The organism is Paraburkholderia caffeinilytica (assembly GCF_046030355.1).
Taxonomy (GTDB): domain Bacteria; phylum Pseudomonadota; class Gammaproteobacteria; order Burkholderiales; family Burkholderiaceae; genus Paraburkholderia; species Paraburkholderia caffeinilytica_B.
In genome coordinates, this window is the sequence record NZ_JAQQCQ010000005.1 from 207,856 (window position 1) to 229,605 (window position 21,750).

At 60.5% G+C, this 21,750-nt stretch carries 22 protein-coding genes; 13 read left to right on the forward strand and 9 right to left on the reverse strand.

What is annotated here, in order from left to right; all coding sequences use genetic code 11:
- Positions 1 to 8 precede the first annotated feature (8 nt).
- Positions 9 to 731: a TetR/AcrR family transcriptional regulator gene (locus PQQ95_RS10090; protein ID WP_408437242.1), complete on the reverse strand. Its 723-nt coding sequence runs from the start codon at positions 729 to 731 to the stop codon at positions 9 to 11.
- Positions 732 to 772: 41 nt separating this feature from the next.
- Here PQQ95_RS10090 and PQQ95_RS10095 point away from each other — a divergent pair, with 41 nt between their 5' ends.
- From PQQ95_RS10095 to PQQ95_RS10105, 3 genes are all read left to right on the forward strand, one after another.
- On the forward strand, positions 773 to 2,245 hold the full coding sequence (locus PQQ95_RS10095; protein ID WP_408437243.1) for a carotenoid oxygenase family protein: 1,473 nt from the start codon (positions 773 to 775) through the stop codon (positions 2,243 to 2,245).
- A gap of 21 nt (positions 2,246 to 2,266) precedes the next feature.
- Entirely contained in the window at positions 2,267 to 2,815 is a 549-nt protein-coding gene (locus PQQ95_RS10100) for a DUF3159 domain-containing protein (protein WP_408437244.1), read from the forward strand.
- A gap of 156 nt (positions 2,816 to 2,971) precedes the next feature.
- Positions 2,972 to 3,889 carry an amidohydrolase family protein gene (locus PQQ95_RS10105; RefSeq protein WP_408437245.1) on the forward strand — a complete coding sequence of 306 codons (918 nt, stop codon included), beginning with the start codon at positions 2,972 to 2,974 and terminating at the stop codon, positions 3,887 to 3,889.
- Here PQQ95_RS10105 and PQQ95_RS10110 read toward each other — a convergent pair whose 3' ends face one another.
- The gene (locus PQQ95_RS10110) at positions 3,890 to 4,795 is read right to left on the reverse strand and encodes a LysR family transcriptional regulator (RefSeq protein ID WP_408437246.1); all 906 of its coding nucleotides are present in this window, start codon (positions 4,793 to 4,795) and stop codon (positions 3,890 to 3,892) included. It lies immediately after the preceding gene.
- Between the two features lie 154 nt (positions 4,796 to 4,949).
- On the opposite strand from PQQ95_RS10110, the gene dld reads away from it, so the two are divergent.
- Complete coding sequence (gene dld / locus PQQ95_RS10115; protein ID WP_408437247.1) at positions 4,950 to 6,689, forward strand: D-lactate dehydrogenase; 1,740 nt, start codon at positions 4,950 to 4,952, stop codon at positions 6,687 to 6,689.
- Between the two features lie 88 nt (positions 6,690 to 6,777).
- Entirely contained in the window at positions 6,778 to 7,158 is a 381-nt protein-coding gene (locus tag PQQ95_RS10120; protein WP_408437248.1) for a hypothetical protein, read from the forward strand.
- Positions 7,159 to 7,228: 70 nt separating this feature from the next.
- Here PQQ95_RS10120 and PQQ95_RS10125 read toward each other — a convergent pair whose 3' ends face one another.
- The 3 genes from PQQ95_RS10125 to PQQ95_RS10135 all read right to left on the reverse strand — a co-directional run bounded on the left by PQQ95_RS10125 (position 7,229) and on the right by PQQ95_RS10135 (position 9,189).
- On the reverse strand, positions 7,229 to 7,870 hold the full coding sequence (locus PQQ95_RS10125; RefSeq protein WP_408437249.1) for an MAPEG family protein: 642 nt from the start codon (positions 7,868 to 7,870) through the stop codon (positions 7,229 to 7,231).
- Positions 7,871 to 7,932: 62 nt separating this feature from the next.
- A complete protein-coding gene (locus tag PQQ95_RS10130) occupies positions 7,933 to 8,673 on the reverse strand; it encodes a carbonic anhydrase (protein ID WP_408437250.1) in 741 nt (246 codons plus the stop codon).
- Between the two features lie 204 nt (positions 8,674 to 8,877).
- Entirely contained in the window at positions 8,878 to 9,189 is a 312-nt protein-coding gene (locus PQQ95_RS10135) for an H-NS histone family protein (protein WP_408437251.1), read from the reverse strand.
- A 217-nt stretch (positions 9,190 to 9,406) separates the two neighbouring features.
- Between PQQ95_RS10135 and PQQ95_RS10140 the strand changes: the two genes are divergently transcribed.
- Together PQQ95_RS10140 and PQQ95_RS10145 are read left to right on the forward strand one after the other, a co-directional pair.
- The gene (locus PQQ95_RS10140) at positions 9,407 to 10,033 is read left to right on the forward strand and encodes a TetR/AcrR family transcriptional regulator (RefSeq protein ID WP_408437252.1); all 627 of its coding nucleotides are present in this window, start codon (positions 9,407 to 9,409) and stop codon (positions 10,031 to 10,033) included.
- 213 nt (positions 10,034 to 10,246) lie between these two features.
- The gene (locus tag PQQ95_RS10145; RefSeq protein ID WP_408437253.1) at positions 10,247 to 11,134 is read left to right on the forward strand and encodes a GntR family transcriptional regulator; all 888 of its coding nucleotides are present in this window, start codon (positions 10,247 to 10,249) and stop codon (positions 11,132 to 11,134) included.
- 115 nt (positions 11,135 to 11,249) lie between these two features.
- Here the strand turns inward: PQQ95_RS10145 and PQQ95_RS10150 are convergent, their stop codons facing one another.
- On the reverse strand, positions 11,250 to 12,401 hold the full coding sequence (locus PQQ95_RS10150; RefSeq protein ID WP_408437254.1) for a porin: 1,152 nt from the start codon (positions 12,399 to 12,401) through the stop codon (positions 11,250 to 11,252).
- Between the two features lie 39 nt (positions 12,402 to 12,440).
- A complete protein-coding gene (locus tag PQQ95_RS10155; RefSeq protein ID WP_408437255.1) occupies positions 12,441 to 13,313 on the reverse strand; it encodes an alpha/beta hydrolase in 873 nt (290 codons plus the stop codon).
- 185 nt (positions 13,314 to 13,498) lie between these two features.
- On the opposite strand from PQQ95_RS10155, the gene PQQ95_RS10160 reads away from it, so the two are divergent.
- The 4 genes from PQQ95_RS10160 to PQQ95_RS10175 all read left to right on the forward strand — a co-directional run bounded on the left by PQQ95_RS10160 (position 13,499) and on the right by PQQ95_RS10175 (position 17,177).
- Complete coding sequence (locus tag PQQ95_RS10160) at positions 13,499 to 14,458, forward strand: NAD-dependent epimerase/dehydratase family protein (protein WP_408437256.1); 960 nt, start codon at positions 13,499 to 13,501, stop codon at positions 14,456 to 14,458.
- Between the two features lie 53 nt (positions 14,459 to 14,511).
- Entirely contained in the window at positions 14,512 to 14,901 is a 390-nt protein-coding gene (locus tag PQQ95_RS10165; protein ID WP_408437257.1) for a RidA family protein, read from the forward strand.
- Positions 14,902 to 15,030: 129 nt separating this feature from the next.
- Positions 15,031 to 16,353 carry an MFS transporter gene (locus tag PQQ95_RS10170; RefSeq protein ID WP_408437258.1) on the forward strand — a complete coding sequence of 441 codons (1,323 nt, stop codon included), beginning with the start codon at positions 15,031 to 15,033 and terminating at the stop codon, positions 16,351 to 16,353.
- A gap of 26 nt (positions 16,354 to 16,379) precedes the next feature.
- The gene (locus tag PQQ95_RS10175) at positions 16,380 to 17,177 is read left to right on the forward strand and encodes an SDR family NAD(P)-dependent oxidoreductase (protein ID WP_408437259.1); all 798 of its coding nucleotides are present in this window, start codon (positions 16,380 to 16,382) and stop codon (positions 17,175 to 17,177) included.
- A gap of 11 nt (positions 17,178 to 17,188) precedes the next feature.
- On the opposite strand, the gene PQQ95_RS10180 is transcribed toward PQQ95_RS10175, so the two are convergent.
- A complete protein-coding gene (locus tag PQQ95_RS10180; protein WP_408437260.1) occupies positions 17,189 to 18,013 on the reverse strand; it encodes an SIR2 family NAD-dependent protein deacylase in 825 nt (274 codons plus the stop codon).
- A gap of 90 nt (positions 18,014 to 18,103) precedes the next feature.
- Positions 18,104 to 19,498, reverse strand: coding sequence for a hypothetical protein (locus tag PQQ95_RS10185; RefSeq protein ID WP_408437261.1), 1,395 nt, complete (start codon positions 19,496 to 19,498; stop codon positions 18,104 to 18,106).
- 280 nt (positions 19,499 to 19,778) lie between these two features.
- Here PQQ95_RS10185 and PQQ95_RS10190 point away from each other — a divergent pair, with 280 nt between their 5' ends.
- Together PQQ95_RS10190 and PQQ95_RS10195 are read left to right on the forward strand one after the other, a co-directional pair.
- Positions 19,779 to 20,600, forward strand: coding sequence for an SIR2 family NAD-dependent protein deacylase (locus PQQ95_RS10190; protein ID WP_408437262.1), 822 nt, complete (start codon positions 19,779 to 19,781; stop codon positions 20,598 to 20,600).
- Between the two features lie 46 nt (positions 20,601 to 20,646).
- On the forward strand, positions 20,647 to 21,714 hold the full coding sequence (locus PQQ95_RS10195) for a helix-turn-helix transcriptional regulator (RefSeq protein WP_408437263.1): 1,068 nt from the start codon (positions 20,647 to 20,649) through the stop codon (positions 21,712 to 21,714).
- The last annotated feature ends 36 nt before the right edge of the window (positions 21,715 to 21,750 follow it).

Genomic DNA, 21,750 nt, shown 5'->3' on the forward strand with positions numbered 1-21,750 from the left:
CCGTATGCTTACGTCCCGAGAGCGGGATCGTCACGCTCGGGGACAATCTGCATGCGCTCGATGGCGGCGTCGACGAGCTGTTCCGCGTCGTGGATTCCTTCTGTCGACCCGGCGAGCCACGCGAGACGTCCATCGATCAGCAATAGCGCCAGTCCGTGAACGTAAGCCCACGCCGCCGTCATCGCAACGGTCTGTGCTGCGTCGGGCCGGACCGGCACCTCGGCCTCGCCTGACGTTTGCGCTGGATCCTCGTCGAAGACACCGGCGAGGCTGCGCATCGACAGCTCTCTTGCCGCGATCAGCGAGGGCCGCGCCTGATCGAGCAACTCGTTGCGCGACATCAAGCGGAACAGGTCGGGGTAATCGACCGCGAAGCGCACGTAGCCGCGCGCGATCGCCTTGCGCCGTGTCTTGCCCGGCCCGATGCCGATCGCATCCCGGGCCATGGTCGCGGCCAGTCGCCGGTGACCGGTTGCCGCCAGCTCGCTCAGTACGCCGGCGGTGTCGCCGAAATGGTGTTGCGGCGCTGTATGAGACACCCCGGCTTCGCGCGCAATCGCCCTCAGCGTCAGGCCGCGCAGTCCGTCCCGTTGCAGCACCGACTCCGCGGCCTGCAACAGCGCTTCCGGCAACGCGCCGTGGTGATAGGGCTTATCCCGCGGCGGACTTGCCGCAGGGTCTTTCGCGTTTGCCTGTGCCGAAGTTTTGCGACGTGCTGACACTTCACTCATAACGATGGACTGGTCCCGATAGATTTTTACAATGGAAAGATATGTTGACCGAATCGGCCAAGGAAGTCAAAATCTTTCCACTGGAAACATTAAGGAATGACGACGTGGATCTGCTTGCCCAGCCGCTCTCGTACCGCTCGAATCATCCGCCGATCGACTTTGAGTCGGATTGCGGAACGTTGCCCGTACAAGGCATCTTGCCGACAGGGTTGCAGGGGATGCTGGTGCGTAACGGGCCGAATCCGCTACATCCCGATCCCACGCAGCACTGGTTTGCGGGCCATGGAATGGTGCACCGCTTCGAGTTCGCCAACGGCGGCGTGACGTACGGGAACCGCTGGGTTCGCACGCAGCGTTGGTATTCGGAGCGCGAAGGTGGTGCGGCCGAATTGCGTGGGCTGGGCACGGCGGCCCCGGAAGGTCTCGCATTCGACGACGGCGTCGCCAATACGAACGTGTTGATGCACGGCCGACGTCTGCTGGCGCTAGAGGAAGCGCATCTGCCTATCGAACTCGACGCGGCGACGCTCGGTACGCGCGGCCAGGTCGATTTCGATGGCGCATTGGAGGGCGCTTTCACTGCACATCCGAAACTTGATCCGCGTACCGGCGAGCTGCTTTTCTTTAGCTACGGCGGCCCCGATGGACTGGGCAGGCAGATGACGACCGGCAGCATTGATGCGACCGGGCGCGTGACGGGCGTGAGCGAGTTCGACGCGCCTTACGCGAGTATGGTCCACGACTTCGCGTTCACGTCGCGTCACCTGCTGTTTCCGGTGATGCCGCTGACCGCGAGTGCCGCCCGTGTGCAGGCGGGTGGCCCTGCACACGCGTGGGAGCCGGAGTTCGGCGCGTTCGTCGGTCTGTTGCGTCGCGATGGAAGCGGTGAGATGGAATGGTGGAAGGCTCCCGTATGTTTTGTTTTCCACGTGATGAACGCATGGGAGTCTGACGACCGTATTCACATGGACGTGATGCAATTCGATGCACCGCCGAACTTTCCGTGGCCGGATGGCCGCGCGATCACGAATGCCGGTCACGCGCGTCTGTGCCGCTGGACATTCGATCTGCGTGGTCTGGAGCGCGTCGCAACCAGCGAGGTGATAGGCAACGCGACAGGCGAGTTTCCCCGCATCGATGAGCGTTTTGCCGGCGAACCGTATCGCCACGGCTGGCTCGCTGGCCACACGCCTGAAGACGACAGCGGGCTCTTTACGCGGATCGTGCACGTCGACCATGGCTCCGGACGACAGACGGACGTCTATGCGCTCGCCGATGGCGACGCGACATCGGAGCCGGTGTTCGTGCCGCGGGCTGCGGACTCGGAAGAGGGCGACGGCTGGATTCTCTCCGTGGTGTTTCGTGGTGCACAGACACGCAGCGATCTGCTGGTGTTCGACGCAATGCATGTTTCGGCTGGACCTGTTGCAACGGTGGCGATTCCTCACCGCGTGCCGAATGGTTTTCATGGCAACTGGATCGCGGCGTGCGAACTTGCGCTGTCGCGTGAATAACTGGATATATTGGAGTTCGAAATGAATATGCTTCTGGCGTTTGCCCCTTTCATTGCGTTCGTGGTAATCGAGCGCGTCGTTGGCGTACCGGCGGGACTTGCTGCCGGTGCAATCGTCGCCACCGTCCTGCTGGTCCGCGATCTGGCGACACCGGGCCGTCATGTCAAGCTGCTGGAGGTGGGCACGGTCCTGCTGTTCGGCGCGCTCACGCTGTATGCGCTTACGAACGATGTGCAATGGTCGATCGCCGCGGTGCGGCTGCGCGTCGATGCGGGGTTGATGCTGATTGTGCTGGCGTCGATCGCGTTGCGGCAGCCGTTCACGCTGCAGTACGCGCGCGAGACTGTCGACCGCGAACACTGGGATAGCCCGCACTTCGTGCACACCAACTATGTTATCAGCGCAGCATGGGCTGTTGCGTTTGGCATCCTGGTGCTCGCCGATATCGTGATGGTTTACATCCCGTCACTGCCGCATTCGACGGGCGTCATCGCGACTGTGGCGGCGCTGTACGCGACGGCGAAGTTTACGTCGTGGTATCCGGAACAGCAGGCAGCAAAGCGGAGCTGAATCGATGAGATGGGCTGTCACGTCTGCCGCTGACAAGCCTTTTCGCCTGAACTATGGCCATCTTCCAACGGTCGGCTCGTTTTTTCCGCCTAGAATGTGTTTTGTCGTTCATGCTCATATCTCGTCTTGCCGACACTAGATCGCCCTTGCTCAGCCATGAAAAAATCCAGTCCCGTCGCCAGAGTCGTCGATTCGCATCTTCACTTCTACGACCACGAACGAAACCGGCACACGTTTCTGGATGAGGTCGACCCTGGTTACGAAGCGTTTGTCGGCAATTACGATGCTCTGCCCCGACGTTACCTGCTGGACGACTATCTTGCCGACAGCGATGGTTATAACGTCGAGGCTGTCGTGTGGCACGAATTCCTTTCGTCCGACCCGTTTAAAGAGGCAGCTTGGGCGCAACAGGCGGCAGCCAGAAGCGAGATGCGCCATGCGTTAGTCGCGTCCGTTGACTTCCTTGATCCCGATCTGGAAAGCAAGCTGGAACAATACAGCGTGCTTCCCAATCTCACATCGGTTCGGGAACATCTTGTTTGGGACGAAGAGAATCCTTTGAAGCGATTCGCCAAACGGCCAGATTTGCTGACGGATCCAGCATGGAGCAAATCGCTGACTTTACTGGAGAAACATGATTTCAAGTGCGGGCTCGAAGTATTCGCCCATCAACTGCCTGACCTGACTCGCGTCATACAGAATCATCCGAATATCGGCTTCACTATCGCATTGATGGGCTGGCCACTCGACCTGAGCAAAGCGAGCTTTGACCGGTGGAAACGGGATATTACGCAGCTTGGCGGTTGTGACAATATTTGTGTCGACATCTCTGCTTTGGAATGCATCTTTGGCATGCAATGGTCGGTTAGCGAGGCATCGCCTTGGGTATCGGCTGCAATCGACATATTTGGCGTATCGCGATGTATGTTCGGTAGCCACATGCCTGTTGCGAAGCTCTCAACAGGATTTGCTGGCCTTTACGATAGATACGCACAATTGGTCGCTGGCTTCTCGCCGACCGAGACAGACGAGATATTCTTTGGTGTTGCTGACCGCTGGTTCAATCCAAAGTGATCAACGCTTTTCGCCTTGGGCCGTCCCTCGCAGCAACCGTAAAATCCGCACAAAATTCAGCACAGTAGGCGACTTTTCGCGCTGCCGATGGACTAGCGCGATGCCCGTCGAAAGCGGGCTACCCTTCAGTTCGTGATAAGACACGCCTTCGACCTGAACCTGCCGGATCGATGCCGGAACCACTGCGACGCCGAATCCGGCCGCTACCAGGTTCGCCGCCGACGAGATCTGGGGCGATTCCATGCCGATCGAGGGTGCGAAGCCGGCTTGGCGACAGGCGGCGATGATCGAATCATGCAGATCCGGGCCGATCGGTCGCGGAAAGAGGATGAACGGATCGTCGGCAAGATCTGCCAGATCGATGCGCCGTCGCCGGCTCAGGCGATGGTTTGCCGGTAGCACCGCCAGCATGCTTTCGTCGACCAGCGGCTCGACGACCAGATCCCTGCAATTCAGCGGCATGCGCACCAGCGCGGCATCGAGCTGGCGCTCCGCGACCTTGTCGAGCAGCGCCGAACTGTTGCTCTCCTCGCAGCTGATCGACACGCGCTCATACGCATGCCGGTACTGCTGCATCGTCGTCGCGACCCTCGGATGAAACACCGTCGAACCTGCGAAACCCAGCGAAAGCCGGCCTGTCTCTCCCCGTCCCGCGTTCTGTACTTCGACGAAAGCCTGTTGCGCGTCCTCGACGATGCGTCGCGCGCTCTCGCGAAAGAGCCGTCCTGCTTCGGTTAATTCGACTCGGCGCGGATGCCGGACGAACAAAGGCGTGCCGATTTCCCGCTCGAGCTTGAGGATCTGCTGGCTTAAGGGCGGCTGGGCGATGCCCAGGTGCGTCGCAGCATCCGTGAAATGCAGATGCTCGGCCACGGCGAGGAAGTAGCGTAACTGACGAAATTCCATATCTTTTTCGTCTCCAAAAAGTGACTTCGAGATATTGGACTAATGGGTTGCCTGATTTTAACCTTGTGTCAACCCGATGCGCTCAAAGGTCACACCCGACCGGTTGTTTGAAACCGATGCGCGTCAAAACTCAACGTTTCTTCAGGAGAATTCGATGTCAGTGACGCGCGCACCGTCGGCAGAAGGGCTGGACAGCAAGGCTTCCACGTTGATTGCAGACCTACGCAACATCGTGGGCAACAAGCACACCATGACCGACGATGGCGCGACCCGCCGCTATCGCACCGGCTTCCGGTTTGGCGCCGGCAAGGCGCTCGCGGTGGTTCGCCCCGGCACGATCGTCGAACAATGGAAAGTGCTGCAGGCGTGCATTGCAGCGAATGTGATTGTCATCACGCAGGCATCGAACACCGGCCTCACCGGCGGATCGACACCGGACGGTAACGACTACGATCGCGACATTGTGATCGTCAGCACGAGCCGCATGAAGAAGGTCTACGTGATCGACGGCGGCAAGCAGGTCGTTTGCCTTCCGGGCGCGACACTCGATCAGCTGGAAAAGACGTTGAAGCCGCTTGGCCGCGAGCCGCATTCGGTGATCGGCTCGAGTTGCATCGGCGCGTCGGTATTCGGCGGGGTGTGCAACAACTCGGGCGGTGCGCTGGTGCAGCGCGGCCCGGCCTATACGGAAATGGCGGTATTCGGGCAGGTGGATGCAGCGGGACAACTTAATCTCGTCAACCACTTGGGAATCGAACTCGGCGACTCGCCCGAGGATATCCTCGGCCGGTTGGAGCGCCGCGAGTTCAGCGACGCCGATATTCGCCTCGATGCGGGTGCCGGATCCGATCACGGTTACGCGACGCATGTTCGTGAGATCGATGCCGATACGCCCGCACGTTTCAACGCAGACCCACAGCGCTTGCACGAAGCGTCAGGTTCGGCTGGCAAGGTAATGGTGTTCGCGGTACGGCTCGACACGTTTCCGATCGAGCAGAATGCAAAGGTGTTCTATATCGGCACGAACCGCTCCGACGAACTCACTGAAATCCGCCGTCACGCGCTGCATGACTTTAAACATCTGCCGATCTCCGGCGAGTATCTGCATCGCGACGCTTTCGACATTGCTGAGGAGTACGGCAAGGACACCTTCCTTGCAATCAACTATCTTGGCACTTCCCGGCTGCCGGCGCTGTTCGGACTAAAGAGCCGTTTCGACGCGCTGTTCGATCGTTTCGGTTTTCTCCCTTCGCATCTCACCGACCGTGTCATGCAAGCGGCGAGCCGGCTGTTCCCGAGCCATCTGCCGGCGCGAATGAAAGAGTATCGTGATAAGTACGAGCATCATTTGATGCTGAAGGTGTCGGCCGAAAGCGTGGAAGAAACGCGTGCGTTCCTTTCAGGCTATTTCGACCATGCGAGCGGCGGTTATTTTGAATGCACGGACGAAGAAGGCAGGAAAGCATTCCTGCATCGTTTCGCTGCCGCCGGCGCGGCTGTCCGCTATCGCGCGGTGCATACTCAGGACGTGGAGAATATCGTCGCGCTGGACATCGCATTGCGACGCAATGACCGCGACTGGATCGAGACGCTGCCGCCCGACATCGAAGAAACCATCGCTATCAAGTTGTACTACGGCCACTTCCTCTGCCACGTGTTCCACCAGGATTACATCGTCAAGAAGGGTAACGACTGCCTGGAAGTCGAACATAAGATGTGGAAGCTGCTGGATCGCCGCGGCGCCGAATATCCGGCGGAACACAACGTCGGCCATCTGTACCATGCGAAGCCCCAGCTCGCCGCGTTCTATCAGCAGCTCGATCCTTGCAACTGCTTTAACCCGGGGATTGGACAGACGTCGAAGTTTGCGAAGTACCGGGAAGCTGCGGTTTAGTTGATGTTGATTGCCTGCAGGTAAGGCTCTTTGCGGCCCGCTTCTGAGTTCTGGTCCGCAGCGGCGAAAACGGGAAAGTGTTGCTTTGGTGAATCGGAACGTCGGCGGATTAGCGCGGTTTTTTGCTGGCTTGCACAACAGCGATCCAGCAAAGCACGGCTCCCGCGGCCCAGCCACACGCGAAAAACAGATCGAGGTCCAACAGGCCATCGAAATTCGTCGCGTTTTCAAAGCTGCATCGTTGATGATTACCGAGTTGAATGCAGCCTGTCTGAACATGCTGGATGTAGCTGAATGCACGGTAGATTGCAACGGCCGAGATAATCAATGCGACCTGAAGGCGGATTTTTTTATTCATCGATTATCGAAGCCGATTGGAGGATATAGCGATCTTACCTGCCGCGGCAATACGCTAGCAATCGATATGACGTTGAGATTTTTGGCGACGTTGTCGCCGCTTTGCGAATGACCGCTTTTGGAAAACGTGGCAATCCTTTCAGCGGTCGAGCCGACACGGCCCGGTCGATGAACCCCTTGAATCAACCCGCATTCACCGGCCGCGTTTCCCAAAACAATACCGCCTCGACCGCGAAAAATGCGACGAGCGGCACAATAGCGCCCACCGTCCCCGCGATTTCACGCCCAAACTGGCTCGTCACATACAGCAGCACGATCATGCTGATTGCCATGCCCGGCGCCCCAAGCCCGCGCATCGCTGCGCTGCGATGGTAGCCGAGCCAGAACGCGGCCCGCGCGACGATCCAGACCACGGTAGTCGCCACAACCGCGCGCATGGACGAGCCATCCGGGCAGTAAGCGGCCAGGCCGAACAGCGCCGCCGCAAACACGATGATCTGCTCCACCGTGTTCTGCAGGTATCGCTGATTGATGCGCAACCTGCGTGTCTCGAAACCCGCCAGCGGATCGAACGCGGGAGAGGTCAATCGTTCGTGCGCCAAAGCTTCGACGCCCGTCACCAGGCAGAACAGCACCGCGGCACAGCAGCATTTGAGCGTCAGAAGCATCCGCGCACCGAGGCTGTCCATGCCCGGCAGGGGTGACATCAAAAGATCGATGCCGAGCCAGAGCCCCGCGGCAAACAGCGAGGCGATCGCAATACCGGCAATGCCGACGCTGCGCTGCTGGCGAAAGTCGGCAGCGTGATAGGTCGGGTCGGTCATGGATTTTTCCTCCGGGCGCTTCGTAGGGTCACTGGCACACGTGTACGGGCAAACCCACGCATTTAGACGAGTGCAATCTTACCGGTGGCGATGTCATACATGCCGCCGACAATGTCGATCTTCTTGCTCTCGTAAAGTTTCTGAACGATCGGCGGTGAGCGCTTCAGTCGGGCCATTTGCCGCCGCACGTTCTCGGCGGCCGCGTTGTCCAGCAAGTTGCCGGTCCTCGTCTTCTCGGCGATGATGACGGCCGGCTTGATCGCGGATATGAGTCCCGGCAAGTGGCCCGGAAGGACCGCCTTGCTCTTCAGCACTTTGATTGCGGCGTCGACCGCGCCGCATCCAGTATGGCCGAGCACCACGATGAGCGGGACCCCCAGGAACTGGGCGCCGTATTCGAGAGATGCCAGCAGATCCGGGTTCACGATGTTGCCCGCAACTCGTAAAACGAAGAGATCACCCGGCCCCTGATCGAACGCAAACTCCGGCGCTACGCGCGAATCGGCGCAACTCAGGACCGTGGCAATCGGATACTGCCCCTGCACACGGGCGGCGCGACCCGATGAAAAGTCGCGCTCGTTCGGCGTGTTGGCGGCGTAGCGCGCGTTGCCATCCATGAGTCGCTTCAGCGCGTCCGCGGGCGCGATCGAGTTCGGTGGCGGCAATGTGTCTGAGGCTGGCGGGTCGGCCGCGATGGCGGCGCCTACGCTCCACGGTAGGAGCGCTGCGAGTGCGCCCGCTTTCAGGAAATCCCGGCGCGATACTTGAGGCTCGTGCTGCGCATCACCACACAGATCACACATTTGAGTGCCTCCGTCATTGCTTGGCGCATCCGGCCGCAAACAGGTGCCGTGCCGCATTGCAACGCAAATGGCACAGCGATCACCAGCTATGTGCACCTGGTGGTGTTCAACGCTACGCGGTGGATTAACCAATTTGCATAGATTTGAGTCTATACCGCCGCCAGACGCCGTGGCCGGAAATCCCGCAACGGCGAAGAGCAGGCCCTAGTCCGATCCGGCGTCGTCGGGTTGCTCAACCAGAAAATCGTTGTAGCTTCGATTCCTGATCCAGGACGGCGCGCGTCCACGGCCGCTCCAGGTCGCACCGGTGACGGGGTCCTGATACTTCATCTGAAGCGGTCTGGTGTTGTATGTGCCTCGCCGGTCGACGCGTAACTGGTTAGGCACAAGGTTGAAGAAGTTCATGACCTGGCGAACGTGTTCGATAGCTGCTTTCTGCTCCTGCTGCCAGGCGACTAGTATCCGCTCGTCGAGTTGCGCGAGTTGCTGCTTCAACATTTTTACCCTGCTGCTCATGCTCTCTTTCCGTAGTACATGACCCAGTTGTTGCATTGCGTTTCCGATTTTTGCGGTCGACTCCCGCGCTAACTTCGCAGGCACGCCTTCATCCTGTTCCGTCAAGAACGCTCAGGGCACAACCCACGTCTCATGCTTTCGCATATCAATTGATATGTGAAATGAAATCGTAATAATATCCAGTTGAATTTTAAATATCAACTGATATCCTTCCGCGATGAAAACGGCGACCAAACCCCCGCGGCCAAGCCGCGAAGAAAGTCGATTGCAGACCCGGGCCCATTTGCTTGATGCGGCGAAGCGGCTGTTTGTCGAGAGAGGTTTCGGCGCTACATCTCTGCGGGATATTGCGGCCGAGGCAGGTTATACGCAGGGTGCTTTCTATTCGAATTTCGCGAGCAAAGAAGATCTGTTTGTAGAGTTGATGCGAGAGCGCTCCAAGACGCAAGTGACCGATATTGCCCGGACGCTAAGTGACCCTTCTGCGTCTGCGGACGACATATTGAGCGCGTTGGAAGTCTGGGTGTTGACGCTTGATGCCGAGCCTGAGTGGTCTGTGCTGGGCGTTGAATTCAAGCTTCAGGGGCGCCGCAACCCCGATTTTGCATCAGCTTCACAGGCGTTGCTGGACGCCCATCGTGATGGTCTCGCATACTGCATCGGGCAGATTTTCGCCAGACTGGAACGAGTGCCGCCCGAATCGCCGACCGTATTGGCCGCATCCTTCATGGGACTCTCACAAGGCCTCGCACTGCAGCGGTCGATGCTGTCCGAGGTGCCCATCGGACATATGATCATGGTGTTCCTGCGCAGCTTGTTAGCTGCCGCGCCGCGTGTGCGCTGATCTGCGGTGGTGCGGACGTTCCCTTAATCAGCGAAGGGCCGATACTTATTCCGCTACGGTCATTCGCTGCACGCGTCGTTCATCGCGACCCCTCCAAATCGGAGTAAGAATTCCTGGGCAGCAAAGAATTTATAAATCGCGTATGATTTTGCAAGAAATCATTATCGAAGATGGGCCCAGAGCCGGCTGCCCATCTCATACTCACCATTTGAAATGAAACCCATCAGCCGAAACCCCGTCGCGTCACGTACCACGCGCGTTCCGCATGCTGCGGACGACGGCGAGCGTACACTCTCCGACCAGGCATACCGGCTCCTGCACCGGGATATTCTGTCCGGCGCGCTGGAGCCGGACTCGAAGCTCCGTTTGCAAGGACTTCAGGACCGCTATGGTCTCGGGATGAGTCCGATCCGGGAAGCCCTGATGCTGCTGAGCCGCGAAGGGCTGGTGTCGAATGAAGGGCAGCGTGGGTTCCGGGTCGCCCCAGTTTCGGCCGACGATCTGCGAGACATTGTCTCCGCGCGTATTCATATCGAAACCAATCTGCTCACCGAGTCGATCCTTCATGGTGACGCCGACTGGGGCGCGGAAATATCCGCGGCGTTTTACAAGCTGACTCACGAGCCCGTGCCTGCGTCGCTGGATGACGTGGAAGGTCTGGATGCATGGGAAGCCGCGCATAGGCGTTTTCACCGGGCGCTCCTCGCTGCCGCAAGTTCGCCGTGGCTGCATCGTATCAACGGTCAGCTTATCGACCATGCCGAACGTTACCGGCGTCTCCGTCTGGCGCGGCTCGGCTTTAGCGCCAAGACCGACAGTATCTTCAACGAGCATCAGGCGCTCATGGAAGCGACCTTGTCGCGCGACGTCAAGCGAGCCTGTTCGGTCTTGAGCGATCATCTGAATGCGACGCTAGCGGTGATCGACTATCTGGACGAGCCGGTCGCCGAAGCAGCGCAGACGGTTCCCGGGACAACGGCGCCGAAGGGGCGCCGCTCTCCTGCGGCGGCGCGTGTGCAGACCACGCGCGACGCGTCGCCAGAGCCAAAACGTGTGGCGGCAGGGCGCTCGCGAAAACCGGCCGAACAGGTCAAGGCATAAGCGCCCGGCAAACCGCGCGCGCTGGTGAAGGCGGCGGCGCGCTGCAAGGAACTACGTAGCGCGCCCCGACTGGCACGGCGGCGCGCAGCCGGCTGAATGCCGCCGCAAGACAGGATCAGAAGCGGTGCCGCAGTCCCAGACCCACCACGAGTTGGCTCGGCGACGACGATTGCGAATAGCCGCAGATAATCGCATTGGCAAACGGCGTATTGGCGCCGCCGCTTACGTGCTGATACACGGCATCCACGTAGACGTCCGTGCGCTTCGACAGGAAATAGTCGGCCTGCGCGTTCAACTGGTTCCATTTCGGATTCGCGCTGACCTGCGAGTTCGTGAAGCGCGACATCGTGTATGTATAGGTGCCGAGCAGAGCGAAGGCAGGCGTGACGTAGTACGTCACGTTCACGTCGAAGTTGTCGAGACTCATGCTGGCATTCCCCAGCGGCTTGTAGCCGCCAAGATTTACCGAGGTCCCGTTGTCGATCCGGGTGTGGGTCCACGTCGCGCCGTAGGTGCCGCGTCCATACGTGTAGTTCGCTGCGGTCCCCCATACCATCTGACGGCTGCCGATGAACGTCGCGTCGCCCGTCGTGCTGCCGTCCACCGCGCCGCCCGCATTGCCGCCGACGTTGTCGATCACGATGAATGACGCGCCGAGGTTGAGGCCGCCCTGGCTGTAGCCGGCGCCGGCGCTGTACGCGCGGTTGTTTTTCGCGCCGCCGGCCTGATTCGAGAAGGCATACATGCCGCGCATCGAAAAGCCGCCCCACGTCGGGCTCGTGTACTCGACCGCATTGTCGAGCCGGAACGAGTTGCCCATGTTGTCGTTGTCGAAGGGATGCGCGAACGCCGTTCCGCCGTTAAAGCCGCCGGTATAGATCGCCAGATACCAGATGGTCGGGTCGTACTGCCGCCCGAACGTCACCGTGCCGAACGTGTTGTCCTTGAGGCCGACCCATGCCTGACGGCCGAACATCCGTCCGCCTTGACCCAGCTTCCCATTGAAGATGTTGAAGCCGTTCTCCAGCTGGAACACCGCGCTGGTGCCGCCGCCGAGGTCTTCCGCGCCTTTCAGCCCCCAGCGGCTGCCGTTGATCATGCCGTTTTGCGCCTGCACCGCGTGATGCCCGCCTTCGTTCGAGACGTAGTCGATGCTGGCGTCGATGATGCCGTACAGCGTGACGTTTGACTGTGCATGGGCAGTGACGGCGGACAACGCCAGAATTGCGCCAGCGACGGGGGATGCTTTAAATGCAGCTTTGCTCATTTCAACGGCTCCAGTGGATGGGAATTCAGAATTCGCGTGCTACTCGGCGCTTCTTCGCGCGAGCGCGGCAAGCCGCGCATACCAGGGGTGCGCGGCGTTATCGAGAAGGGTGTGAGTCTGGAAATGGTCGGCGTGAGGTTCGACCTCGCACGACATCGGTGCCGGCTGCAACGCGAGCAGACTGGCCATGCGGCGGTTCGAAAGAATGACGCGCTCGCTGTCGTGCTCGCCGTAGGTCAGCGCCATCGGAACGGTGTTGCCTCGTGCCCAGCAGAGCGGACTCACACGCGCGTCGTCGGTGTCGTCACCCAGCACCATGTCGTAGACGCGCGCCTCCAGAGAACCGGGTGCGGGGCATGGATGATGCAGGTCGAAGATGCCGCTCACCGGCATGCAGCCGGCGATGCTGCGCGGATTCAACCCGGCCCGTTGCAGCGCGTCGGGACGCAGCGCCAGCAATGCCGCAAGGTGGCCGCCCGCCGAATGGCCCGCGAGAATCACGCGTTTTGCGTTGCCGGCCCAGGACGGCCGGGTACTCGCGAGCGCGCCGAGGAGCGCGACGCCGTCATTGAATGCGGCGGGCAGCGGATGCTCGGGCGCCAGCCGATAGGCCGGCGTCACCAGCACGCAGTTCGCGGCCACCACATGGGGCGCCATGAACGCCGCGTACTCCTTGTAGCCATTGGTCCAGCCGCCGCCGTGAAAGAACACGACGATCGGCGCGTCCGCGGTGTGATCGGCGCCGTAGACGTCGTAGCGCTGCTCGGGGTGATCGCCGTAGGCAATGTCCTTCACTATCCGCAGTTGCGGATAGTCGCGCGACGCCCAGCCCAGCACGCATTCCTCATACGCCTGGGCTTGCGGCGTGGGGAGCGCCATCTGGGGTTTCAACGGGGTCTTCAGGTTAGACAAGAGCTTCCTCCTTGTGCGTGATGCGCTGGGTGAGTCGTGATGGGTTCGTATAATTAGTGTAGAAATTTATAAAATCAACATAAATTTGTGTTGACTCAGATAATTTGCGCTCGTATCGTTGCTTCCAGTCGGCAAGGGAAGGGACGCGGCAGGTCTGCCGGGCGTCGGCTTAGAGGAGAAGGAACATGACTGTTTTGATTACCGGCGCAGGGATGATCGGCCGGCTGAGCGCGGCGCAATTGCGGGCGCAGGGCGAAAATGTGGTGCTGGTTGACGTGAGCCCGCGCCCGCCTGAGGAGTTGGCCGGCGTCAGCCTCGAACTGTGCGACGTCACCGATTTCGCCCGCCTCGACGACCTCGTTGCACGGCACCAGGTCACGTCGATCGTGCACACGGCAGCGCTGCTGTCGACCGCGATTCGTCACGATCCACTGGCCGGCATACGGGTCAATACGATGGGGACTGCGAATGTCCTCGAGATCGCGCGTCGGCGCGGGTTGGCGCGAGTCGTGATTGCAAGCTCGACGACCGTGATGTATTCCGCGTTCGGATCACTGCCGGCCACGCCGATTCCTGAAGATTTTGCGTATCGAATCGTCAGTGAGCGGCCCGCGAGCATCTACGCGGCCACCAAGGTGGCGAGCGAGCATCTGGCGCTCGCCTACGCGTCGCTCTACGACCTGAGTGTTGTCGTTCTCCGCTATGGGGCGGTGCTTGGCGCAGGGGCCGAGGCGGCGACGAGCGTACCTGGGAAGTTGCTGAGCTGTCTGCTTGAGGCCGGACGAAGCGGGTCGGCGGCGCGGCTCGACGATCCCATCCTGCTGTGGAATGGACGTGAAGAATTCATCGATGCCCGCGATTGTGCGACCGCGAACGTGGCAGCGCTACGCGCGCCCGCACCCACGCAACGCGTCTACAACATCGCCACAGGTCAATGGTTTTCTCTCGACGAGTTCATCGAGGTTGTGCGGCAGCGCTATCCATTGTTGAGCATCGCGGAACTCCGATTGCCAGAAGGCGGATTCGCGGCGTTTCCCCATGTGCGCCCAGCGCCCTCGGATGTGAGTGCCGCGCGGCGTGAACTCGGATTCTCAGCCGCCCATTCGCTGGCCGATACGGTGGCGCATTTCGCGGAATCGCTGTAGCCCGCGCGGCGGCGTTTGCCGCGGCGACCCCATTGGAATTTACCCCTCTCCTCATGACTGAAATTATCGAAACACATCTGCCGGAACTCGGACAGCCGTTTTCCTGGGCGACCCGTGCCGCCGGCGTGATCTACACCGCGCACGGACCGGTGCGCCTGGATGGTTCGATCGAGACAGGTTCGATCAAAGACCAGGCGCACCTCACCTTCAGGAATCTCGAAGTGACGCTGAACGCTGCCGGCGCGTCGTTGCGTGAGGTGGCTCAGGTGCTGATCTATCTGGTCGATGCCGCTGACGTTCGCGTCGTGGACGAGATCTATCGACTGTACTTTCAGAAGCCCTATCCCAATCGCTCGACGGTGATTGTGAGCGGACTGGTCGTGAGCGGAATGAAGATCGAAATCGTCGCTTATGCGGCTGACCCGAAAGGCGCAGCGGCATAGCGGCGCGGCCACACAAGGTCGCGGCGACGAACAGATTCGATGTCTGCCTTTCCATTTCAAAGTTAGAGGACCATTGTGAAAGAAACGGATGCCACTTTACCCCCGCTCGGGGCGGCTTATAGGGACGATATGCAGCAATGGAACGCGCCGGACGCCGCGTTGGACGACGCGGCGGAAAAGAAGCTCATCAGCAAGGTGACGTGGCGGCTCGTGCCACTGATCTTTATTGCGTGGTTCATCAACTACCTGGATCGTGCGAACATTGGCTTCGCCGCTTTGCAGATGAATCAGGAACTCGGCATGGGACCGGAAATGTTCGGTTTTGCCGCCGGTATCTTCTATCTCGGCTACATCGTGTTTGAAGTACCGAGCAACCTGATGATGCACCGGTTCGGCGCCAGCACCTGGCTCGCCCGCATCATGTTCACGTGGGGCCTGGTGTCGGTTGGTATGGCGTTCGTGCAAACGCCGCAGCAATTGTATGTAGCGCGCCTTCTTCTCGGCATCGTCGAGGCTGGTTTTTTCCCCTCGGTGCTGTATTACCTCGCGCTGTGGTTTCCGGCCAGGCATCTCGGCAAAGCCATCAGCCAGGTTTACTCGGCCAACATCGTTTCCCTCATCATCGGGTCGCCGATTTCCGCGCTGATCATTTCGCACTTTCACGAGAAGGGCGGTTTTTCGGGCTGGCGCTGGATGATGATAATCGAAGGTGCTCCTGCGACGGTGCTAGGCGTGGTGGCTTTCTTCTATATGGTCAACAAGCCTTCCGAAGCCCGCTGGCTTAGTCCGACGGAGCGAAACTGGCTGGTCTGCACGATGGCGCGCGAGCAGGTCGCCGCGGCGAGCAAGGGCAGCGCCACCTTTAAAAACGCGCTTGCCGCGCCGATGGTTTGGCTGATGGGATGTCTGTACTGCTGCATTGGCATTGGTTTTTTCGGCATTTCGACATGGCTGCCTCAGGTCATCAAGCAACTCACCGACCTGTCGATCATCGAAATCGGCCTGGTGAGTGCGATTCCGTTCATTCTTGGCGCGGTGGCCATGATCGCCAACGCAAAGCATTCCGACCGCACCATGGAGCGACGATGGCACCTGACGGGCGCATTGATCGTCGGCACAGTTGGGCTCGCGGGAAGCGGCCTGACTTCTTCCATGCCGCTCGTCTCGTTCATGTTCATTTGCGTCGCTGCGGCAGGCATTGTCGGTTCGCTGAGCGTCTTCTGGACGATACCGCCGACCTTTCTCGCCGGCACAGGCGCGGCGGGCGGCATGGCGCTGATCAATGCAATCAGCGGACTGGCCGGCTTTTTCGCGCCGTGGCTGGTGGGCGTTGTGCGCGCCAGAACGCCTGACTTCACGTTGGCGCTGTATTGCCTTGCCCTCAGTGTCGCGTTCGCTGTGTTCCTTGCCGCGCTCCTGCCTTACTCAAAGCCCGGGCGGGTGCACTCGTAGCAAGAAAAGCAGCGATAGCGCGGTGAATGGGTACGTCAATCGATTTTCCCTCCGAACGAAGGCAGTTGAACATGCAATCCACACACATCAGTCTCCCCGAAACGCAAACAGCATTCGTCACCGGTGGCGCATCCGGCATTGGCCTCGCCACGGTGGAAGTTCTCGCACGCTCTGGCTTCCATGTCGTAGCGATTGACCGGAATGCGGAATCCGTGCATCAAATGGTTGAACGTCTTACGGCACAACAGCTTTCCGTCGAGGGGGCGGTTGCCGACGTCTGCGATCGGCCGGCAATCAACAGAATTCTGGATGCGCAGCGCCGGGTGGACGTGATGATCTGCGCTGCAGGGATCTATTCCGCCCGCTCTTTCGACGAAATCACCGACGAAGACTTCCAGCGGACACTGGAGGTTAACCTTCTCGGCGTATTCATCGCTGCGCAGGAAGCGTCACGCCGGATGAGCGCCGGTGGCCGAATCGTGACTATTTCCTCGCGTGGAGCTTTGGGAGGCAAAGGGTTTGCGGACTACGTCGCCTCCAAGGCAGGCGTGATCGGACTGACCCGCGCGATGGCGATGGAACTCCGCGCGCGTCAGATCGTGGTCAATTCGATTGCGCCAGGCTTTACCGATACGCCTATGACCCGCACCATGCCGGCCGATCAATACGCTGCGGCTGTTGCGTTGGAACCAGGCGGAGCGCCGGCATCGCCTTATGACATTGCGCATGCCATCGCTTTCTTCGCGTCGCCAACCAGCCGCTTTATCACTGGCCAGACTTTATTCGTCGATGGCGGGAAGTCGCTGGGCGGGCTGGGTATCTAGTGTCGTGCCGTTCAGCTCGCCGCCAGGTTTTTCTCGATTGCCTGCAAAGCCGCCAACGCTCCCGTGTCAATGCCGATACCTAACGTGGGCGGAATGGCGCATTCCTTCGGATTAATGCGGACGATGCGAGGACCATGGCGCTCGCTGAAGCGGCGTACTGTGGGGAGCGCGCGCCCCGCGCCCAGTTCGAGGACAACGAGGCGATTCACGCCGCGCAGCCAGTTGACAAGAAGTGAGGCCTGCCGCTCCGCATAACAATCGACCCAGTTCCAGTCGCCAAACATCAGGATGTTCGGGCGCGCGAGCGCTCCGCAATGCGGACAGCGGGGTAGCGCATTTTGCAGGCGGCAGGTAGTTTCGTCGACGACGGGATCGAAGTCGTCCGCTGCCCATGCGTCGTTCGTGCGCGCGTCGACGCATTGCAACGCGTGAATGGTTCCATGGCATTCCTCGATTCGCTCGCCGGAGAAGCCTGCTTGCTGGAATTGGCCATCGACATTGCTTGTGAACACGAACGCGCCTTGCTCCATGCGTGACGCCCAATCGAGCAGAATGCGAAAACCCGCATGTGGCTGCGTCGCGCGATAGAGCTTGAGGCGATGTCCGTAGAAACCCCATGCAAGTTGCGGATCACTCGAGAAGACAGCGGGATTGGCGATGTCTTCGAACGAAAACCCGTGGTGTCTCAGCGCGGGATATGCGCGCCAGAAACCATCGTCGCCGCGGAAATCAGGCAGTCCCGAATCGACGCCCATCCCGGCCCCCGCGGTGACGAGCAGGCCGTCGGCTTCGCGTATCCATGTCGCTGCCTGCGCGAGTTTCGCTTTGTCGTTCACTCCAGTTCCCGCTTATGCATGGTTAGGGGCATTTTGCGACTTCCCGCGCTGCGAGCCGGGAGGATGCGTGGCGCGCCGGTACGGCGCGTGTCAGTCGCCTTGGATGATGGCATCGAGGTACGGCCGGATGTTGACTTTTCCGGAACCGTCGACGTGCAACGTTTCGCGGTTCAGACGCCAGTATTTAGCCGCGGTCGGCGCATTCTCGCAAGCTTTGAAGACCTCGATGCATTGCAGAACGGCCGCGAGCCGACTGGTGTAGCCGGCTCTCCTTCCGGTTTCCTTCCAGAATGCTGTGCCCAAGCCATTTGGCACATTTCCGGCGGGCACGCCGTCAACGCTGTTCGCGAGTGGAAACGGCGAATCGCCAAAGTCTCTGAGCAGCGCCTGAAGCGTCTGGTTGAGTTCTGCGTCGCTGAAGCGGAGTAGCGTGTTCTCACCTACATCGCGGGTATGGATGCCGTCCGCTGCAGGGCGCAACCGATACTCGAACGGCCTCCCGCGGGCTGTTGTCTTGCAAAGAGCCCAACCGTCCTCGGTGGGCGATCCTTGATCGTGCGACGGTCCATCAGAAATGACTGCTGTGAACGAGGCAGCCTCGGCACCCTGGCCGCGATCTGGCCGATTCACCAGGTCATAGCCGAACATGAACAACGCTGCTTCCATTGCACGCAGCCGCAGCGCTGTCGAGTCCAGGCGCGCGAACGCGCTATCCTGGGTATTGCGGTGCGACTCGATCGCACCCAGCAGCCAGCTTACCTTCGTATTCCAGACGACGTAAGGACGCCCGCGCACCAGCCGCCGGAACTTATATTCGTCTTGGGCTGCATTACGCAGCGGCGGATTGATGGCATTCGGAGAAGTTTTCGCGGCCGCCCACGGGAAATTCAGTTCGGCCGGAACGCAATCACGTCCCGTCTCCCGGCAGAACAGCACGACCGCACGGCAGAGGGCTGCGGCCACGCGGCTGTCGTAGATCGCGAAACCGTCGCAAACGAGCGAATACACTTTGCTCATACCCGACGTGAAGCGTAGTTCGCTCCTTGCAAACGGCGGTTGATCCGTGTCGCCCGCGTTGATCGCGTCGCGTGTACCGCCAATGATGTGGCAAAGATCATCGCGCCATGTGTTCAGCCAAGGCACATTCCCGTTCACGACGCCGCCCCATTTCATCACTGCGGTGGCCGCCATCAGCACGCGGTCGTTGTCGCCCGCCATCAGCCCCGCGCGCAACTCCTTTTGCAAGGTATCCAGAACCAGAAGGTTTGAAGCGAAGCTGCTACCGGCCGCCAGCCCGTATTCCGGGAGAGCAACGTGGGGCCACCGATATTTCTCGTAGGCGTCGAACAGGCTGGCGCATGTCCACGATTCATTTCCAGTGCGCAAAGTGTAGGCGTGGGCAAAGGTGGCATCGTCGAGATGCGTGCTCATCCATGCGACGAACGCGTTAACCTCTTTTGTCGCGAGGTATTGGCTCTTGTTCATTCTTCTGGTCCCGTTGTTTGATGTGTGCCATCGCCGCGTCCGGATTCACATGCGCAGACGACCCAATCGACAATAACGGCGGGAGATCGGACTTCTTGAACTCGTCCCGGCGCTGTGCCGTTCGCATCCGCAGGCAGCGAACGCGGATTATCAAGGGGCATTAGGACACGGCGCGCCCCAATTAAACGGCTGTGGTCTTGTCGCGACGGCGGTCGCCATAAGGACGTCTTCCGTCTCAATAGGCGGGGAATCTTCACTCCTTTCACAAGGAGTCAGGACAATGGACCTCATCGATTCAAACATCGCGCGAGCCGCGCAATGGATCGCCGGCGCGGACGCGATGGTCATCGCCGCAGGCGCAGGCATGAGCGTGGATTCCGGTCTTCCCGACTTCCGCGGTTCGAATGGGATCTGGACCACGCTACTCCCCGCGGGTATGCACGAACGGGACGTGAGCGCATTGACGCAGGGGCGCGTTTTTGCCGACAATCCGCGCGAGGCCTGGCGCTTCTTTGGACGCGCGCTCGACGTGTGTCGGGAAACAGCTCCTCATGCCGGTTATACGCTGCTACGCGATTGGGCGGCCGCGAAACGCCACGGCGCCTTCGTCTATACGAGCAATGTCGACGGCCAGTTCCAGGCGGCGGGTTTCGACGAGACGCGAATCGTCGAATGTCACGGATCCATTCACCACTTTCAGTGCGCGCGCCCTTGTTCACCGGCCACCTGGGCTGCGCCGCCCGCGATCGTGCCCGCGAGGCCGCCGCGCTGCATCCACTGTGGCGGCCCGGCGCGTCCGAATTTTTTGCTGTTCTCTGATCCTTCGTGGGTCGTCACGCGTACCAACGCGCAGCGCCTTCGCATGGAGGTGTGGCGCGGCGTGCCCGCCCACGCGGTTGTCATTGAGATCGGTGCCGGGCTCGCGCTGCCGGCTGTGCGTATGTTCGCGGAAAGCCTGCGCTTGCCGCTAGTGCGCATCAACGCTCACGAAGCACAGGCCGACAGCAAGCGTGTCCTCTCGCTGCAGGGGATGGCGCTCGACATCCTGCAGCGCATCGAGCGCTCGCTCGCCACCGGCTCCGGGGTGGCGCGAACAGTGTGAGGCGGTGTCCGCTACACTTCCGACCGCAACCACAGAAAACGAGCTCATGATCATCCAGGAAGCCCTGCTCAATATTCTTCCGTACGTCGCGGATCCGGAGGACACCGCGGCCGCGGCGGCGAAGGGAATGCGCTTCGGCGACGTATACAGGCAACTGGGGGCGCGCGTGGATGGTCTGCCCACGCGACGCAGCGTCCGGCGGATCATGGATGCTATGTCGGACTATATCGATCATGTGGGAAATACGAACGCTGCGCGCTGGTTCAAGGTGCGGGATACGGTGATGCTCGGCAGCGAGTGGCGCATGAACGTCAATACCGCGATCGCATTGACCACGCTCGAGCGCATGGCGAGCCCCCACTTACCGGGTGCTGTATTCGCAGGACTGGCGCCCCGCTTTGCAGAGGCCCGGGCGACACTTGAGCTGAACGGATCCGAGCATGCCCAGAAGGGAAAGACGTGGGACGCGAAGATAATGCGGATCGCCAGCGCGAGACCGCTCATTCCCCCGCCCATCGACGAGGCCATCTACAACAGCGTGACCGACGCGCTGATGCGCGACAGGCTGATTGATCTCCGCTACGAGCCCAAAAAACCCGATGGAAAGGTCTCGACCTATCCGAAACTGTCCCCACTGGGCCTGCTCGACGATGCCGGCGTCTTCTATCTCGTCGCTCAGACAAAGGACGGCATACGCCTGTTCCGTCTCGATAGAATGAACGCCGTGAAAGTGCGGAACGATTCAAGCGCCGCGATTCCCGGTTTCGATCTCAAGGCTTTTGTTGCTAGCAGCGGCCTCGCGGGTTTTAAGCCGGAGCCCGAGGTGCTGCTCAAATTGCGCGTGCACGCGCGCGAGGGCCAGTATGGACGTACGGCGGCCGAGCATGCACTCACCCAGTTCAGCCTCCACGAAAGCCAACGCATCGGTGAGTGGGCCGACGATGGAAAATCCTTCGTGGTCACCGCCACCGTCCGACCATCGGTCTCGCTGCGCAACTTCCTTCACAGCCAGAGCGACACGATCGAGATACTGGCTCCCGCCAGCATGCGCGCGGAATTCGCGGAGCGCGTCCGGCGTATGGCCGTGCGCTACGCGCAGGAACACGACGATTGAGGTAGCGATTCTGTCCTGCTTTGGTCTCTCTCGCCT